This window comes from Alkalibacterium pelagium (assembly GCF_900109325.1).
GTDB classification, from domain to species: domain Bacteria; phylum Bacillota; class Bacilli; order Lactobacillales; family Carnobacteriaceae_A; genus Alkalibacterium; species Alkalibacterium pelagium.
In genome coordinates this window covers 57,286-77,273 of record NZ_FNZU01000005.1, presented here as the reverse complement: position 1 = coordinate 77,273, position 19,988 = coordinate 57,286, and the positions used below count along the sequence as shown (strand labels likewise).

Genomic DNA, 19,988 nt, shown 5'->3' with positions numbered 1-19,988 from the left:
TATGAAAAAGGGGATTGTTTTATGACTGAGCAAGTATTTAAAGACGGGTTTTTATGGGGTGGCGCTACAGCTGCCAATCAGTTTGAAGGTGGATATGATGAGGGAGGAAGAGGCCTTAATCTGGCAGATGTTCTTCCAGGCGGAAAGGCTCGTCTGAAACTTCTGGCATCATCAGGATTCGATTTTGAAATGGATACTGATAAATATTCGTATCCGAATCACGAAGGAATCGATTTCTACAACCGCTATAAAGAAGATATCGCACTGTTTGCGGAGATGGGTTTTAAAGTTTTCCGTATGAGTATTGCCTGGAGCCGTATTTTTCCAAATGGAGACGAGCTTGAGCCTAATGAAGAGGGTCTGGCGTTCTACGACCGAGTTTTCGATGAACTGGCTAAATACGACATTGAACCACTTGTTACTATTGCACACTATGAAACACCTCTGCACTTAATCAAAGAATACGGCGGGTGGAAAAACAGGAAGCTGGTAGAGTTTTTCGACCGCTATGCTGAAACACTGTTCACACGCTATAAAGATAAAGTGAAATACTGGCTTACATTCAACGAAATCAACGGTGCGACGCATATGCCATTATTCGGTCTAGGGTTTTCACCAGAGAGTCCTGAAACGCGTCTGCAGGAAAGCTTCCAGGGGCTGCACCATCAGTTTGTCGCCTCTGCTCGAGCAGTGAAAAAAGCGCATGAGATCATTCCAGGCTCTCAAGTAGGATGCATGCTGATCTATGCACCAGTCTATTCTTTCGATTCAAATCCAGATAACGTGATGCACGCCAGACAAGAAGCTGACCTGTTCAACTTCTTCTGCGGAGATGTGCATGTCCGTGGCGCCTATCCATACTTTGCAGACCGCTATTTTGAAGAAAATGAGATCTCCATCGAAATGGAAGACGGCGACCTGGAGACCATTCAGGAAGGGACGGTTGACTTCATTTCATTCAGCTACTACATGTCACGTACCGATAAGAAAGAGAAAACACCTGAGGAGCTGGGTCAGGGCAATCTGATCGGTGGAGTGAAGAATCCGTTTCTTGAAGCCAGTGACTGGGGATGGGAAATCGATCCAGTCGGCCTGCGCATTGCATTGAACGAACTTTACGGACGCTACCAAGTGCCTTTGATGGTCGTGGAAAACGGTCTGGGTGCACATGACAAGATTGAAGAAGATGGATCGATTCAAGATGACTACCGTATTGACTACCTGCGTGAGCACATCCGAGAAATGGGCGAAGCCGTCAAAGATGGTGTTGATCTGATCGGGTACACCAGCTGGGGCTGTATTGATCTAGTCAGTGCATCAACAGGAGAGTACTCCAAACGATACGGGTTCATCTATGTCGACAAGCATGATGACGGATCCGGAACTATGGAAAGAAGAAAGAAAAAATCGTTCGACTGGTATAAACAAGTCATCGAATCCAACGGAACTAAGTTGGATTAATTAATTTAGCATTAAGCGGAGAAGAGGTGTAGGTGCCTTCTCCGTTTTTTTTCTGTATTTGCTTGACTTAAAGTCGACTTTAAATGGTAAAGTAAACCTATCAATTGAAGGAGAGGGTACAAATGGAAACAGTAAAATTTGGTCGAACAGGGTTGGATGTCAGTCCAATTTGTCTTGGAGCAATGAGCTTTGGGGATCCCGAAAACTGGATACATGACTGGGTCCTCAATGAAGAAGACAGTCGTCAGATTATCCGGAAATCACTGGATCTAGGGATCAATTTTTTTGATACCGCCAACATTTATTCGAAAGGAGAGAGTGAACGGATTCTTGGACGTGCACTGAAAGACTTTGCTGACCGAGAAGACATCGTTGTAGCGACTAAACTTTTTTCATCAATGCGCGACAGGCCGAATGGTGGGGGATTGTCCAGAAAAGCAATCATGCATGAAATCGATCAGTCTCTTGGCCGCCTGGGGATGGATTATGTCGATCTCTACATTATTCACAGATGGGATTATAACACGCCTATTGAGGAGACCATGGAAGCTCTCCATGATGTAGTGAAATCAGGAAAAGCCAGATATATTGGAGCTTCGGCCATGTATGCCTGGCAGTTTCAGAAGGCACAATACATTGCTGAGAAGAATGGGTGGACTAAGTTCGTGTCGATGCAGAATCATTATAATCTGCTGTACCGTGAAGAGGAACGGGAAATGATGCCTTTGTGTGAAGATATGGGAATAGCTGTCACACCATACAGTCCTCTGGCATCTGGACGGCTGGCAAGAGAGTGGTCAGTAGAAACAGAACGGTCAAGAACCGATAAGATACAGGAAATGAAATACGGGAAAACGGAAGAACAGGATGAAATAGTGGCAGACCGAGTAGGAGACATTGCTGAGAAGAAAGGTGTTTCCCGTTCGCAAGTCGCTCTAGCCTGGCTCCTCCATAAACCACAGGTTGTGGCACCAATCATTGGGGCAACCAAAGAAAAGTATCTGGACGATGCTGCAGCTGCCCTTGAAATTGTATTGACTAAAGAGGAAATGGACTATTTGGAAGAAGTCTATATTCCTCATGAAGTGACTGGACCAAATCCGTATCCGGAATAGGAGTAATTGTCAAGAACCAAAGGTGTTGATTTATTCAGCATCTGTGGTTCTTTTAAGTTATCAAAGTGCTTAGTTGATAGGCACTTTAGAATCTCATCTAATGGAAATTTTTAATAGCTATCAGAGGGAAATTATTATTTTGAGGTTATGCTGTGAGGTCATTGAATAAATAAGTGAACAGACGTACAATATACCTAACACTATTTAATATAAAGTGATTATATATAATATAACCCCGACGATGGAGGCAATACGAATGGTACAGCAAACTGGAAATATTGGATTTGAAGAAACATTATGGAAATCAGCAGATAAATTGCGTGGCAGTATGGACGCTGGAGATTATAAACACGTTGTGTTGGGTCTGATTTTCTTAAAGTATATTTCAGATAAATTTGAAACAAAACATGACGAGCTTGTGCAAGAGGGTATGGGATTTGAAGAAGACCGTGACGAATACTTAGCAGAAAATATATTTTGGGTGCCAAAAGAAGCACGCTGGTCTCACATTATGGATAATGCGAAGAGTGAGAAAATCGGCCAGTACATTGATGACGCTTTGATCTTAATTGAAAAAGAAAATCCGTCGTTAAAAGGTGTACTGGATAAGCGCTATGCCCGTCCAGAAATTGATAAAAGAAGACTGGGCGAATTGATTGACTTGATTTCTACAATTAAGCTGCATAATAATGGCGAACAGGATTTACTTGGTCGTGTGTACGAGTATTTCTTAGGTCAGTTTGCATCCATTGAAGGTAAAGGCGGAGGAGAATTCTACACCCCAACCAGCGTAGTTAAAACATTAGTCGATATGATTGAACCCTATAGTGGCCGAGTATACGACCCATGCTGCGGATCTGGCGGGATGTTTGTTCAAAGTGAAAAATTCGTCCAGGATCACCAAGGACGCATTGACAACTTATCTATTTACGGTCAGGAACTGAACTCAACGACTTGGAAACTGTGTAAAATGAATCTGGCCATTAGAGGTCTGGAAGGAAATATAGGACCGCATCATGCAGACTCCATGCATAATGATTTGCATAAATTACTTAAAAGTGACTTTGTCATGGCTAACCCTCCTTTTAACATCAGTGACTGGGGTGGGGAACACTTAGTAGATGATGTCCGCTGGAGGTATGGTATTCCACCAAAAGGGAACGCCAACTATGCTTGGATTCAGCATATTCTTTATCATCTAGCGCCTAACGGGACAGCGGGGATTGTGTTGGCTAATGGATCCTTAAGCTCAAACACATCTAATGAGGGAGAAATCAGAAAGAATTTACTGGAAGCAGATATGGTTGATGCGATTGTCGCGCTGCCTGATAAACTGTTTTATTCTGTCAGTATTCCTGTTTCACTTTGGATTTTAAACAAAAACAAGAAAAATCATCCAAAATTCCGATCCCGTGAAGAAGAGGTTTTATTTGTTGATGCCAGAAGACTGGGACACATGGTTGACCGCAGACACAGAGAGTTTACAGATGAGGATATTGCACAAATTACTGAGACTTACCACAACTGGCGTAATCAAGACGGTGACTACGAAGACGTGCAAGGCTTCAGTAAGTCAGCTTCATTAGACGAAATAAGAGAGCATGAATATGTCTTGACACCAGGACGTTATGTAGGAATTGAAGAAGTTGAAGATGACGGCATTCCCTTTGAAGTGAAGATGGAAGACATGACTGCAGAATTGGCAGAACTCTTTGCAAAATCTTCTCACCTAGAAGAAGAAATCAGAAAAAATCTAGGAGGGATCGGATTTGAGTTTTGATGAATGGAAAAAAGTGAAATTAGGAGATTTGATTAACTTCAGAAGAGGTCACGACTTGCCAAAAAAAAATATGATTGTAGGAAAATATCCAGTAATAGGATCTAATGGTGTTATAGGCTTTCACAATGAATTTACTACAGTAAGGCCATGTATTACTGTTGGAAGAAGTGGAAATGTTGGAAATCCTCATATTATAGACTTTGAAGCATGGGCCCATAATACTACTCTCTATATTGATGATTTTAAGAATAACTACCCCCAATTTATATATTATTTGCTAAAAACTTTAGAGTTATCAAGATTCGCCGGTGGAAGTGCAGTTCCGACACTTAATCGCAATCATATTCATCCCATAGAATTAAATGTACCTACAGAAATAGATGAACAAAAAGCAATAGCAAACATCCTCTCTACCTTAGACGAAAAAATAGAAGTCAATAATCAAATAAATCAAACATTAGAAAACATGGCCCAAGAGCTATTTAAAAGATGGTTTGTGGACTTTGAATTTCCAAACGAAGATGGAGCCCCTTATCAATCAAGTGGTGGTGAAATGATTGAAAGTGAGTTGGGGTTGATTCCTAAAGGGTGGGAAGTCAATAGTCTAAAAACGATAATAGAATTGCATGATTCTAAAAGGATTCCTTTATCTAAAAATGAGAGAACTAAGCGAGATAAAATATATCCTTACTACGGAGCAGCATCTTTAATGGACTATGTAGACGATTACTTATTTGATGGGACTTTTATACTCTTAGGAGAAGATGGGACTGTAATGACAGAAGATTATAAACCGATTCTACAATATGTATGGGGCAAGTTTTGGGTTAATAATCATGCCCATGTTCTAAAATCAAAAAGAGATATATCAATAAACTTTCTTTATTTGATGTTAAGAAATATGAATATATCGAGTGCAGTTACGGGTGCAGTTCAATTAAAAATTAATCAAAAAAATTTAAAGTCAATGAAAATAGTTCTTCCTACTGATGAAAACTTGATCGGAAAATTTAGTAGAATTATTGATGATAGTTTCGAAAGCTATAAAGTACTTAATGAAGAGAATAAGATATTGAAACAGGTCCGTGACACGCTCCTCCCTAAACTTATGTCAGGAGAAATACGCGTACCTTTAGAGGGTTTGGAAGAAAGTTTAACCGAAGTGAAAGGAGGCTAATTGTGAGTCTATATGAACACTTTACGGAAGATTTACTGGAAGAAGCGGCAATTGAGATCTTACAGGAGTTAGGCTATGACTATGCATCCGGATTAGACCTTTCACCAGGTGGAACACAAGTCGAACGTGAGACCTTGAAAGAAGTGCTGTTAGAAAGGCGACTGGAAGAAGCTCTGAGCAAAATCAACCCAGAGCTTCCGCCTGAAGCTTTAGAAGAAGCATACAGACAAGTCATTACCTTTAACAGTCCCAGTTTAATTGAAAATAACCGTCACTTTCATCAGTTAATGACCGAAGGAGTCGAGGTCAGTTACAAGGAAAAGGGAGAAATTAGAACAAAGCGGGCGTATGTTATTGATTTTGAGAACCCGTTAAATAATAATTTCCTAGCTGTGAATCAGTTTACTGTAGTGGAAAAAGAGGACCGTAGACCAGATATCGTTTTATTCGTCAACGGTCTTCCGCTCGTGGTAATTGAATTAAAATCAGCGAGTGATGAAGAAGTGGGGATTGAGAATGCATACAACCAAATCCAAACCTATAAAAGAGAAATCCCTTCTCTTTTCAACTACAATGCCTTCAATATTATTTCAGACGGAATTAATGCAAAAGTAGGGACGTTGACTTCTAACGAAGAATGGTTCATGAACTGGCGAACGGTTGACGGAAAACATATCGAACCCCTTTCCAATCCCCAGTATGAAGTCTTGTTTAATGGGATACTTCAAAAAGAACGGCTTTTAGATATCGTTCATAACTTCATACTCTTCCAGGAATCACAGGAAGCAGAAAAAGACGCGAATGGGAAAATACTAGGGAATAATAAATCCGTAGTAAAAATCATGGCAGCTTATCATCAGTACTTTGCTGTTAAAAAAGCGGTCGCTAAAACAAAAGAAGCCACCCAAGAAGAAGGCGACCGTCAAATCGGGGTGATTTGGCATACGCAAGGGTCAGGGAAAAGCTTTTCGATGGTCTTTTATACAGGCGGCCTGGTGAGAGAACTGAACAATCCGACCATTGTGGTTATAACCGACCGTAATGATTTGGATGACCAGCTCTTCAGTACGTTTTCTAAATCAAAAGACTTATTGCGGCAAACACCAAAGCAGGCGCACGTCAGAAAATTATCTCAAGCTAAAAAGACGAACAACAAAGATAACTCCACAGAAGTTAATGGCTTGTATGATCTTTTAAACGAGAGACAATCAGGTGGGATTATTTTTACAACCATTCAAAAATTCAAGCCGGAAAATGAAGACATGCCCGTTCTGACAGACCGAAAAAATGTGATTATCATTGCAGACGAAGCACACAGAAGTCAGTATGGATTGGATGCTAAAACGGATGCCAAAACGGGGGAAGTCACCTATGGCTATGCTAAGTATTTAAGAGATGCTCTGCCCAATGCCTCCTTTATCGGCTTTACTGGTACACCCATTGACTTAGAAGACCGCTCGACGGTTGCTGTATTCGGTCATACAATTGATACATATGACATGACCAGAGCGGTAGAGGATGAAGCAACGGTTCGTATTTTTTATGAGAACCGGATCATCAAACTTGAAGCGGATGAAGTGGAACTCAAGAACTTGGATGATGAATTTGAAGAACTATTGGAGGGTCAAGAAGAAGAGGCTCGCATGAAAAATCGGTCGAAGTGGAGTCGAATGGAAGCCATAGTTGGCTCACCAAACCGGGTCAAAAAGCTGGCTGAAGATATCGTCCAGCATTTCGAAGCCAAAGAACAGGCTATGGATGGTAAAGGAATGGTCGTCTGTATGAGTCGAAAGATTGCCGTAGATTTGTATGATCAGATCATTAAAATCAGACCAGACTGGCACAGTGACGATGTGAATAAAGGAAAAATTAAAGTGGTTATGACCGGAAGTGCAGCGGACAGTGAACGCCTGCAAAAGCACACCGGTGGCAAGCAGCGCCGAGATACATTGGCTAAGCGTATGAAAGACAACAATGATGAATTGAAATTGGTGCTTGTAAGAGACATGTGGCTCACAGGCTTTGATGTCCCGTCTATGCATACCATGTATATTGATAAACCCATGAAAGGTCATAATTTAATGCAAGCGATTGCGCGCGTGAACCGTGTCTTCAAGGAAAAATCTGGTGGTGTCGTTGTCGACTATATTGGTATTCTTGAAAGTTTAAAGCATGCATTAAATCAGTACACCAGCAGCGACCGACAAAATACTGGTATCGATACAGACGTGGCAACTAACTTAATGCTTGAGAAATTGGATGTTCTTCAAGATATGATGCATGGGTACGATTATTCTGACTATATGGGTGACTCACAAAGCAAACGTGTCCGCGCCATAACCGGTGGAATGGACTTTATTATGGGCAAGAGCGAAGAAGACCAAAAAGAATTCAAGCAAACGGTTCTGGAATGCGGCAAAGCTCACGCCCTATGTGCAGCTACGGATACTGGAAAAGAAAAAGCACTGGAAGTGAGTTACTTTAAAGCAGTAAAAGCGAGTTTGGTTAAGCTCAAAAATAGCGACAAGCCTATACTTTCTCAAAAAGAAATCGATGCACGTGTATCTCAGCTTCTCGAACGGTCGATTATTTCAGAGGAAGTCATCGATGTATTTGATACATTAAATATTAAACGACCAGAAATTTCCATTTTATCAGAAGATTTCTTGAATGAAGTTCAGGAAATGAAGCATAAGAACTTGGCAGTCGAAATGTTGAAGAAATTACTGGAAGGTGACATTAAAGCACTTGAAAGACGAAATGTTGTTAGGTCAGAGAAGTTCTCTGAACGTTTGACAAAAACGTTAAACCGATACCGAAATCAAGCGTTGACAAATGCAGAAGTCATTGAAGAACTTATTCGTATGGCCCATGATTTCAAGCGTATGCGAGAAGAAGAAAGTGAACTGGGATTGAGTGATGATGAGATTGCTTTCTATGATGCCTTAACGAAAGAAGACGCCGTCAAAGAATTTATGGAAGACGACGTTCTAAAGCAGATCGCACATGAGTTGACCGAAGCGATTAGGAAAAATATTACTATTGACTGGAGTGTCAGAAAAAGTGCACGCGCCAGTATGAGACGAGTGATTAAACGTCTCTTAGCCAAGTATGACTATCCACCAGATCAGTCTCCTCAAGCAATCATTACGGTTATGCTTCAAGTAGAAAAAATGGCAGGCAACCTATATAAAGAACATGTTTGGGCTGCACAAGTAGCTGAAGAAGACAGAATGGATTATTAGACAAAGTGGGTTGGAGGTTAAATTACTACACAACTCCAGCCCTACATATTTATTATTTAGATAATAAGTGAGGTGTTAACAGTGGCATTCCCTAAAGAATTAGACTTTCTTGAACCAAGGATACAAGAATGTATAGAAAAAGAAGGTAAGGAATTCTTACTTGGACTTATAAAGTTACCAGATAAGCAGTATGAAACTGTGCTAAAATATGCAAGCGCTTTAATAAAAAAAGAAAAGTTAGTCTATATGCGAGAAAAAAATATGATTATCTCAGTTGCTTTAGTATTCTTTGCCATTAAAGATTTTCAAGGAAACCAATTTTGGGATGAATTTGCTCGTAAGATTGATGCTAATGAAATGCAAGTTCAAAAAATATGTAAACCGGCGTTTGAGAACTTTTGTAAGTTAAACAACCTTTATTTTCATGTAGGACGAAAGAATAAAGGTTATGTTACGTCTATTTTAACTCATGCAATCATACCAAAAACTAGCATTGATAAGTTTTTGGAATTCTTAGAAGACATATATTTTAAGGATCTAGAAGAAGATTATGAAAGTAGCGAAGTAGAGCAATTAGTAGAGTATATGCATCGATTGTTTTCAAAATTTCTGGAAGAAGATGACATTCAATTAAATATTCAAGGGTCAAAAATGACAATTGCCCGCCAGCAGTTACCTAAAGCCTTTCGTATAGCATTCGTAAAGTCCGCAGGGATTGTCGCGCCCATTATTGAAAATTATTTATTTTATATGAATGAGTTAAATTACTCACGTGATATTTCATATAGCTTTAACACTCGATTTGATAACTACTTTAAATATTATGTAAATAACATATCAGAATTAAAAAGAGTATCAACTGATAAGTCGACTATAGCCAAAAAAGGCATTAAAAAGTTCACCACAGCTCATTTTAAGTTCCAAAAAGATTTATTGCATTTAATCGTCCCAAAACAAATTATAGATAGTGACTATATTAAAGATAAAATTTATTTGAATGTTTACAATGACGATAAGCTAGTTGAAAATAGGGAACTGAAACTAACTAAAAGTCGCCTGCTCTTTAAGACTGAAGAAGAAATAGTCCTTTTAAATAGTTTCTATAAAAATCTTCGTTACGAGATATGGACAGGCGATGTAACTATTTTCAATTCTAAAGAAAAACTCTTTAGAGACTATTTAATATTCAACTCAGACGCTGAGGAAGTAGCAGCAAATCAATTAAAAAGTCAAAGATACAAAATAGTATGCTCAAATAAAACTGAATTAAAAGTCATCAATGGGGATATAACGAGTCTAAAATACCCAGATCGTACCATTCATACTGTATTTCTGAAAGATGATACTATTCTCGAATTGTCTGGATATGTTATTACACCGAACACTAAGCGACTAATAACAGAGTTTAGTGACAAGGCATTATATGAGAGAGTAGAAGGAATAGGTGATAATGAAGAAAGCTATTTTATTTATTCAGAAATTCCTAGATTGCAATTGGTTATATCTGAAGAAAAAGCAATAGATGACTATGTTGTATCGGTCAACGGAAATAATTATCATCTTTCACAAGAAAGCAAATTTTCCATTTATACTATGACTGATGGCAGTGGATCTCAGGTGGCCCAAATTTTAATAAATAACTCACTGCTTCAAGATTTGATGAACTACTCCCTAGCAATCAGAGAGAAGGGAAATATGCATCCTGTAATTAGCCGGAATTTATGTATCATACCTCAGCTGAATTATTCTTTTGATAAGCACTTTTATTATAAAGATAAGCAAGCAAAGTTGACAAATTTAAATGTGGGGGATGCTTTGAGTTGTCGTGAAACTTTACCGTTAAAAGTCAACTTAAAAAAGTATGATCATGTGGCAGTGAAAATAGAAAAAACAGCAATTAGATTAAAGATAAAGATACCAAAGTTTTCTTGGCATTTAGGTGAATATAATTCTAGTCAGAATGTTTCAGATATATGGTTTAAATCTGTAAAAGAACCACAGCTAAAAGTAACATACACAGAAGATGTTTCAAAAATTTATTTGGTCTCTTCAAATAAAATGATTACTCTCGAGGGTAAGCAAACGGTAAATCAAAATCAGTTTGATTTAAGAGATTATTTTTCAGTAGAGCATAAATCTCCCGTCACAATAGGTGTAAGATTGAAAGATAAGCAGATACCCTTAGTAACCACCCATTATCAACCAACTTTAAAAAATGTAAAGGTTGACTATTATGATACGGGTAGATTCAATAAGGGGTTATTTATACAAGGTGCTTTCGTGGGTGAAGGAAATCTAAAAGCTCAAGTGCTAGATATAAAAGAGAGTATTATACAAGAGTATGATATTAAACATAGCTTTAATTTGTTTGACCCGAACGTTAACTTAGATATGGGGAAATATAGGGTCAGGATAATACTCATTGAAGAAGATGATTTCTTCGGATTGTCCGATGATGAAAAGGTGCTACATGAAGAAAACTTATTGGTTGGAGATCCTTTTGTAATTGATACACAGAAAAAGGTATTAAAGGTTAAAAAGTGCAATACGTATGATGGAGAATTTCTTCTGGACAATTTTTATTTACAAAATGTACGTACTTCAAAAATAGAGGGTTATTATGAAGCGGATGGGTTTTATTACATCACAGATTGGGATACACAGGAGTTAAGAAAATGGTATTTCTCAACTTATAACCCATTTATAATGAGACTAAGAAAATCCAACGATTATATTTATGAATTAGAGATTGAGGATAAGGACAGGGATGGACTGATCTTTGACATTCATTCTAAGCATGTGAATCCCAAGGTAGTAAACAATGAGGAGCGTTTTAAGCTGATTGACACTATAACGATTGATAAGAGAGAGGTGGATTAAATGGGATTAGATCCTATTGTTGCGTCAAAAAATATCGTAGATAAATATTTACGCTATATTGAAACGACCTTTTATATTAATGATTCAGAGTACATGAAGCAATTCAAAAATCAGATTAGTTCTCCTGAGCATTTTTCAAAGGGACCGTATCTAGATTTCTCCGATTCCTTTAAGTTTGGTTCTAGTATCAATGAATTGATTGATGAAGACATTTTGAGTAACGAGTTTAATACCCTATATAAAGATGAGCACATGCAAGGGTTGCTTTCCAGAAGTTTGTACAAACACCAAGAATTAGCCATTCGAAAAGTGCATGAAGACAATAATATAGTGGTAACAACAGGAACAGGTTCCGGGAAAACAGAATCTTTTTTACTACCGATTATAAATCACTTAATGAGAGAAAAAGAAAATAATACTTTATCAGATGGTGTTAGAGCTTTAATTATCTATCCGATGAATGCATTGGCTAATGACCAAATGAAAAGAATGAGAGAAACTTTGAAAGATTATCCCGATATTTCATTTGGTGCGTATACGGGTGAGACTGAACATGAAGATAAAAAAGCGTTCGATAAGTTTTTGTCTTTAAATGATAATAAGAAACCCATACCTAACGAACGGATTTCACGACGTCAAATGAAAGAAAAACCGCCTCATATTTTGATTACAAATTATGCAATGCTGGAGTATTTATTATTAAGACCTGATGATAATGTTTTTTTTAATGGAGAAAAGTCAACAAACTGGAAGTATATTGTTTTAGATGAAGCACATACTTATACCGGTGCGAGTGGTATCGAAGTTTCGATGTTAATGCGAAGATTAGTAAACGTATTAAGTACAACCAATAAAATTCGCTTTATTCTTACTAGTGCAACCCTGGGGGATGAAAAAGCCAACGACGATATTTGTGATTTTGCATCTTCTTTGTGTGCAGGCTACAAATTTAAGTCGGATAGCATAATTAAGGCAATACGTTATTCCGATTTTAAAATAGAGAATAAATCAGATTATCCCTCCAGTATTTATCAGGAGTTACTGAATCAGATAAATGAAGGAGCAAGCCTAGAAAAATTAAAGGAGGTAATACGTAATTATAATCAAAAATTTACTTGTACAATGGAGAAATTAAATGCCTTATTATATGATTTTATGACCACAGATGCATTGTATTATAGGATGAGAAGTCTTTTGATGAATAATCCCATAACAATTAAAGAAATATCGGAAAGAATTGGAATTACAGAGTCTGAAGTGGTTGCATTTGTCTCATTGGCTAGGCAGGCAGAAAAGGATAATATTTCATTACTAGATGCACGTTACCACATGTTTGTGCGTGCACTAGAAGGAGCGTACATTACTTTAGGTAAACATAATAACCTTTCAATAGTTCCGAGAGATAAAACATTTATAGATGGCGAAGAGTTTGTAAGCTTTAAAATTAATGTATGTAAACACTGTGGTGAAATTCATATACCTGCAACTATTTCAGATGATTATTTAATGCAAAGTAAATCAGTTGAAATAACTAATGAATATTATATGCTATTAAATCAGGATAATTTTAGTGAAGAAGAATTTGAAGATATGGAAGACCAAATTTTTGAGTTATGTGGAAAGTGTGGAAAGATTGAAAAAAAACAGCTAGTCAACGGACTGGGATGTGACTGTCACGATGAAAATTTAGTTGAAGTTTTGCAAGTAAAGACTGATAAGAAAGCACTTCATAAATGTTATGCATGCGACACGACTAGTACCCGAGGTTCTATATTACGTGGCTTTTATATAGGACAAGAAGCAGCGGCAAGTGTAATTGGTTCAAGTATCTATGAAGAAATACCTTCAAAAATATCAAAAATAGTAAACGAGATAAATGATCTTGATAGTGACTTTTTTGGAATTGACGCTGTTGGATCAGAATCAAGTAAAGAAGTGTATTCGGATTCTCAAAATAAACAGTTACTCGTATTTTCCGATAGTCGTCAGGAAGCAGCCTATTTTGCCAGCTATTTTGACTTCACTTACAACAATATTTTGAGAAGAAGACTAGTGATGGAAGCTCTTAAAGAGTTAAGTAAATATAAGCCTGAAGATGGGATTAAAATAAATACCTTAGTGAATAAATTAGCAGCTTTATTTGAGCAGACAGGTATATTGGAAAAAGAGCAGGATTCTATGAAAGAAGCATGGAAAACTGTACTTTATGAAATATCTAGTAGTGATCGAAATAGTCTGGAAAATCTTGGTCTTCTTTCGTTTCAATATTTAAACAAGGAAATCAAAAAATTAGGCTACTTTGCTGGAGAAGATGCGCAATCTTTAATAAAGGTTTTGACGAATAGTTTCAAGAGAGAGTGTATTTTCGATTTTTCTTATTCGAAAGAAATGTTAGAAAGCGATAGAGAATATTATTCATTTAACGGCAATGAGTTTACTATGTCGTTAAGTCTGGATAAACCAGATAGAAAGAATACCTTACGAAAGTCATGGGTGTCTGTTAGCAGATCTAACTCAAGAATGGACTATCTTGAAAAAACACTTGAAGAGAGCCAACATGATAGAATAAATGATTATTTGACTAATATCTGGAAATTGTTGAAGCAAGAAAAGCATATCGTAGCTAAAAAACCAGATCAATATGTTATGGATATCAGTAATTTCGTAGTTAAACCGTCATTCTCCTACGATTTGGACTGGTACATGTGCGATAAGTGCGGGAAATTAACACCACATAACATTTCAAATGTCTGTAGTACGTATAGATGCCATGGAAAACTTACGGAATGTGATCTAGAAGAAACATTTGAAAATAATCATTATAGGAAACAATATTTAAACCTAGATATCTTCCCGCTGAGGGTAAAGGAACATACTGCGCAGCTCAGTTCAATGAAAGCTAAACAATATCAAGAAATGTTTATCAAAAATGAGATTAATGTTCTAAGTTGTTCAACTACTTTTGAAATGGGAGTAGACGTTGGAGAACTTGAAACAGTATTCATGAAAAATATGCCGCCATCTCCTTCAAACTATGCCCAAAGAGCAGGACGAGCAGGAAGGAGAAAAAATTCAGTTGCCTATTCACTTACATTTTCTAGACTCTCTTCTCATGATTTGACTTATTATAAATCTCCAGAATCTATGATTAGAGGAAAAATAAATCCACCGAAGTTTAAGGTTGAAAATGAGAAAATAGTCAAGCGACACTTTAATGCTGCGATCATTTCGGCATACTGGCGGAAATATCCGGATAGATATAAAAATGTAGAGTTATTCTTTGAAAAAAATAACTTTGAAGGATTGATTTATTTTATCCAAAATTTACCAAAGACAACCGAAAAATACATTAAACATTTTCTACCAACAATTTTATCCAGCAATTATCTACAATGGATTGCTGCCTTGAGTTCTGAAGAAGGGATTTTATATAGGGAATACTCAGAATATATTAATGAACTTGAAGATATAGAAAAATTGAAGAATGAAGCTATTGATAGGATTAAGGAAAATAAAAATAATACACATGTCTATAATAGACTTGATAATTATATAAGCAAGATTAAGGGAGAAAATATACTGTCCTTCCTGTCTAAGAAAAACATATTACCCAAATATGGCTTCCCTGTTGATACTGTCGAACTGGTAACATCACTCGATGAGAGATCAATTAAGTACAATAACAAATCAAATGATCTAAGGTTGCAAAGAGATTTGTTGATGGCGATTTCGGAATATGCACCTGGTGCAGAGATTATAGCAGACGGAAATCTATACCGAAGTCAGTATATTAAAAGACCATCTGGGAAAAACAAAGTCTGGGATTTATACGATTTTGGCATTTGTCAAAATACTAGATGTGGACATGTTAATATCAAACGACATTTTAAAGAATCGTATAGTCATAAGCTTGGTGATTGTGATGTGTGTGGGGAAGAAGTAAATAAAGAAAACACCTTTGTGATTCCTGAATATGGATTTATAATAAGCCCTCAAATAAAAAAATCGACCATAAGTAAACCTGAAAAAACGTACAAAAGTGAAATTTTCTATGTAGGAGATAAAGAAGAAATCACGAACAATAAAGTCAATGAGATAGAATATAATCAAAGAATCGTTAAGGTTAAGTCAACATCTAATGATGAACTGGTGGTTATAAATAAGTCAAACTTCTTTGTGTGTGAAACTTGCGGATACGCAGAAAAAAATGATCAGTTGCTCTATGATTTATTTGATAATAAGATGCACCATACACCATATGGAAGAGAATGTTCAAACGAAAGATTATATAGAAGAACTTTGGGTCATACGTTTAAAACAGACGTAGCTAATATCTCCTTTGAAATATATATCGATTATAAAGAAGCTTTATCAATCTTATATGCTTTACTTGAAGGTGTAAGTAAGCAACTAGGAATTGAGCGTAATGATATCTCAGGAACCGTTCATTATAATAAATTGGGTGAAGGGGACTGGGTTACTAATTTTATTTTATTTGATGTGGTTCCAGGTGGAGCAGGTCATGTGAGACGTTTAGGGGAAGCTGATGTTGATGAATTTCATGATCTACTTTATCGCTCATACCAAGTAGTTAAACAGTGTAATTGTGGAGAAGATTCAAATGGTGAAGCGGCTTGTTATAGCTGTCTTTGTAATTACTATAATCAAAAGCATCATGATATTCTGCAAAGAAATTATGCGATTGACTTTTTCGAGAATAGAATGAATATTTTAACTAAAAGATAAATGTAGTCATAGAAAATTGTTCGAATACTTTACAAAATAGGTAGAAAGAAATACTTATAGGCTGAGAACTGTTATTTTAATGTGTTCTCAGCCTATAAGTGTATGTGAAATTATAGAACAATTTTTTTCTACTCAAGTAAGATGTCAAATGATATGCGATTTCCTGAGATTTTTAAGTCTGTATAATTTGTCAGAATTTTGACCAAACACAAGTGTAATATAACTGTAATCAACATAAAGCTTAACAAAATTCAGTTTGATGCTATTATAAGTTTAGCTTAAAAAATAAAAGCGATTAAACATGAACTTATTGATTATGATAATTTTAGCATATTAAACGAGACTATTCTGAATTTTGGAGGAATTATTTTGAAGAAGAAATTTACACTTGGCTTATTAGCCTCTGTCATGCTCGCTGGTTCATTCCCTATTGCCGGCTCTCCGGTCCAGGCTGAAAACCTGCTTGATGAATTAAAACAGGAAAAAGAAGAAGTTGAAAATCGTTCAGGTGAATTAGACGGTGTCATTGAAAACACTGAACAGGAAATGGAAGAGCTGGCTCGAGAAAGAGAAGAACTTGAAGCGAGTATTCAGGCCCTACAAATCAGTATTTCGGAACTGACTGAAGATCTGATCGACCAGAATGATCGTCTGGATGCTACAAATAAGGAAATCGACCGTTTAAATGAACAGATCGATCACTTGAATGTGCTGATTGAACAGCGTAACGAGAAATTAATGCAGCAAGCTCGTTCCACACAAACCCAGTGGAACCCGACGAGAATCATACATATCATTCTGTCAGCAGAAGATTTGTCAGATCTGATCAGTCGTATGGGTATTGTCAGTCAGCTAGTATCTGCTAACCGTTCTATTATTGAAGACCAGATTCGTGACCAGCAGCTGGTAAAAGAATCTGAAGAGCAGGTACAAGCTGAGCGAGTAGAAGTACAGAATACGCTTAACGAAATGGAAGCGACTCGTGAACAGTTGAGTTCACAGCAAGTGGCACTAGATGATGAAATCATGCACGTCGCTGAATTGTATGAAATGAATGAAAAAGAGAAAGAATCATTTATCAGTGAACAGTATGTTCTGGCACAGCAGGCAATGACGTTATCCTCTAAAATTCAGTCTGAAGAAGAACGAATTGAAGAAGAACGTCGTCTTGAAGAGCAGCGCAGACGTGAAGAAGAAGAGCGTCGCAGAGCAGAAGAAGAAGCTGAACGTCAGGCAATCGCTGAAGCGGCAAGACTGGAAGCAGAGCGTGAAGAACAAGCACGTGCCGAAGAAGAAGCGCGTCAGCAGGCAGCGGCAGAACGCCGTGAAGCAGAGTCTCGCGAGCAGGCAGCGGCTCAACAGCGTGAAGAAGAAGCCGGTCAACAAGCAGCGGCTCAACAGCGTGAAGAAGAAGCCCGTCAACAAGCAGCGGCTCAGCAGCGTGAAGAAGAAGCGCGACAGCGTGCAGTGGCTCAGCAACGTGAAGAAGAAGCGCGACAGCGTGCAGCGGCTCAACAGCGTGAAGAAGAAGCGCGTCGTCAGGCTGAAGCGGAAGCAAGAGCTGCCGCTCAAAGAAGAGAACAGGAAGCAGCAGCTGCTGCAGCTGCAGCCTCTTCATCTCAAAGTGGTGGATCGAGTTCTAGTCCAAGTTCAAGCTCAAGCAGTACGCCATCAAGCGTAAGCTGGAGCAGACCGGCAAGCGGACGTCTGACTTCACCATTTGGTTACAGAATCCACCCGATTTTCAAAACACGCAGATTACACAGCGGAATCGACATTGCCGGTAGTGGAGCAATCACTGCGACACGTTCTGGAACAGTCAGAACAGCGGGATACAACAGATCATTAGGCTACTATATCGACATCGACCACGGTGGCGGATACGCAAGTCGATACGCTCACATGCAGCCGAACTTGCTGGTATCAAGAGGTCAGTCAGTGTCTCAAGGACAGAGAATCGGTACGATGGGGACGACTGGAGATTCAACAGGTGTCCACCTTCACTTTGAAATTCATAAAAATGGCGAACCTGTCAATCCACTGAACTACGTCAGTGGGTATTAATCACTGACATTAGACGAATAAAAAAAAGACATTAAACTAAAAAACCGGGAGCCTCTCAAGTAACAAGTGAGATGCTCCCGGTTTTTAGTTGTATTTATGAAAATGATATATGCTGACTTGAGTAAAAGTGGGTGTTAAGGGAGGTACCGTTTGTCGCGTTTTTCAAATGCCCGATTAGAAAAGACCTGAAACAAACCACTGTTCACTGAAAGGCCTAAAGCAATCGCACCTGAAATCAGAAAGGTTTCTGTGGCGTACATGAGCGCCATTTCTGAGCTGCCCTCGATAAATGCTCGCATCATATTGTAGGCAGAACCTCCTGGAACAAGAGGGATAATTCCGGGGATAGCAAAGACGATTACTGGCATTTTAAAATGTCTAGCATACCATTGGCTGAAATAGGCCACTAAAAAAGCTGCTACGCCGACACCTACAAATAAGTCGAGTTCTAGCTGGAAAGACAGGATATAATAGACGATCCAGCCGACCGCTCCTGCAAAACTGGAAGCAAATAAGGTTCGTGTTGGAACATTGTAGAGCACACCAAAACCAAATGTGGCGACAAGTGCAGCTATAAAGTAGGCTAAATGATTCAAATTCATCTGAAAACTCCTTATCTGTTATAAAAATGTCAAGACCATTGCGATCCCTATGCCTATAGCTCCGGCGGTCAAAAAGGCTTTGGCAAGTACAGCCACTCCAGCGAGGAGATGACCGGCCATCAGATCTCTGAAGCTGTTTGTGATAGCCATACCTGGAACAAGAGACATGACACTGCCGATGATAATGATATTGACATCATCTCCAAAACCTGAGGTCGTAAAGAGCAGAGCCAGCAGCCCAATGAAAAATGATGCCACCATTTCAGCAAAGAAACTGACATTCGTCCAGTCGTTGACCACTTCGAACAGGATATGCCCCAGTCCGCCTGCGATAAAGGCGGGAAGCATATCGTCATAGGTTCCGCCGAACAGAAGTGGAAAGCTGCCACAGGCAAATGCAATAGCCAGGTTGCGCTGCCAGGTTGAAAAATTTCGTGGCGTATTTTTTATATTGGTCAATTTAAGTTTAACTTTGTCTGGAGCCAGTGCACGCTGAGCCAGTTGTCTGGACAGATCATTTACCATGGAGACCTTCTCAAGATTCGTCTGCCGATCAGTCATTCTCAATAGTTCAGTATGGTCCTGACCGTCTTCACCCTGTACGGTCAGTATAAGCGCTGTAGGAACAACAAAGACATTAATGTAAACAAGGTTGTAACTTTTCGCGATACGGTAAAGGGTATCTTCTACTCTGTACGTTTCAGCTCCATTTTCGAGCATAACTCGCCCGGCTTCGACGCAAACATCAAGGATATCAGCTACGGGATACTTCTGCATTTCTACTCCTCCTGAATGTGTTCAATACGCTAAGTATAACGAGTTTTCTTGAATTTTGCGAATAGAAGTTGATGATAGGAGATTAAAATAATGAGTTTTAGCATGAAAAGATAATATATACGTAGAACACTTGATGAGACC

At 38.2% G+C, this 19,988-nt stretch carries 10 protein-coding genes; 8 read left to right on the top strand and 2 right to left on the bottom strand.

Going from position 1 to position 19,988, the window contains the following annotated elements:
• The first annotated feature begins 21 nt into the window (after positions 1–21).
• The 8 genes from BMX79_RS05470 to BMX79_RS05435 all read left to right on the top strand — a co-directional run bounded on the left by BMX79_RS05470 (position 22) and on the right by BMX79_RS05435 (position 18,468).
• Positions 22–1,461, top strand: coding sequence for a glycoside hydrolase family 1 protein (locus BMX79_RS05470; RefSeq protein ID WP_091480071.1), 1,440 nt, complete (start codon positions 22–24; stop codon positions 1,459–1,461).
• Between the two features lie 122 nt (positions 1,462–1,583).
• Positions 1,584–2,576 carry an aldo/keto reductase gene (locus BMX79_RS05465; protein WP_091480069.1) on the top strand — a complete coding sequence of 331 codons (993 nt, stop codon included), beginning with the start codon at positions 1,584–1,586 and terminating at the stop codon, positions 2,574–2,576.
• A 256-nt stretch (positions 2,577–2,832) separates the two neighbouring features.
• Positions 2,833–4,356 carry a class I SAM-dependent DNA methyltransferase gene (locus BMX79_RS05460; RefSeq protein ID WP_091480066.1) on the top strand — a complete coding sequence of 508 codons (1,524 nt, stop codon included), beginning with the start codon at positions 2,833–2,835 and terminating at the stop codon, positions 4,354–4,356.
• Complete coding sequence (locus tag BMX79_RS05455) at positions 4,346–5,533, top strand: restriction endonuclease subunit S (RefSeq protein WP_091480063.1); 1,188 nt, start codon at positions 4,346–4,348, stop codon at positions 5,531–5,533. The genes BMX79_RS05460 and BMX79_RS05455 overlap by 11 nt, the downstream gene beginning before the upstream one ends.
• On the top strand, positions 5,533–8,778 hold the full coding sequence (locus BMX79_RS05450) for a type I restriction endonuclease subunit R (protein WP_218025354.1): 3,246 nt from the start codon (positions 5,533–5,535) through the stop codon (positions 8,776–8,778). The genes BMX79_RS05455 and BMX79_RS05450 overlap by 1 nt, the downstream gene beginning before the upstream one ends.
• Positions 8,779–8,859: 81 nt before the next feature.
• Positions 8,860–11,658, top strand: coding sequence for a hypothetical protein (locus BMX79_RS05445; RefSeq protein ID WP_091480057.1), 2,799 nt, complete (start codon positions 8,860–8,862; stop codon positions 11,656–11,658).
• Positions 11,659–16,404, top strand: a complete 4,746-nt coding sequence (locus tag BMX79_RS05440) for a DEAD/DEAH box helicase family protein (protein ID WP_091480055.1) — start codon at positions 11,659–11,661, stop codon at positions 16,402–16,404. It abuts the gene before it with no gap.
• 369 nt (positions 16,405–16,773) lie between these two features.
• Complete coding sequence (locus BMX79_RS05435; protein ID WP_091480052.1) at positions 16,774–18,468, top strand: M23 family metallopeptidase; 1,695 nt, start codon at positions 16,774–16,776, stop codon at positions 18,466–18,468.
• Between the two features lie 134 nt (positions 18,469–18,602).
• Here BMX79_RS05435 and BMX79_RS05430 read toward each other — a convergent pair whose 3' ends face one another.
• Positions 18,603–19,070, bottom strand: a complete 468-nt coding sequence (locus tag BMX79_RS05430; RefSeq protein WP_091480050.1) for a threonine/serine exporter family protein — start codon at positions 19,068–19,070, stop codon at positions 18,603–18,605.
• Positions 19,071–19,088: 18 nt separating this feature from the next.
• On the bottom strand, positions 19,089–19,847 hold the full coding sequence (locus BMX79_RS05425) for a threonine/serine exporter family protein (protein ID WP_091480047.1): 759 nt from the start codon (positions 19,845–19,847) through the stop codon (positions 19,089–19,091).
• Positions 19,848–19,988 lie beyond the last annotated feature (141 nt).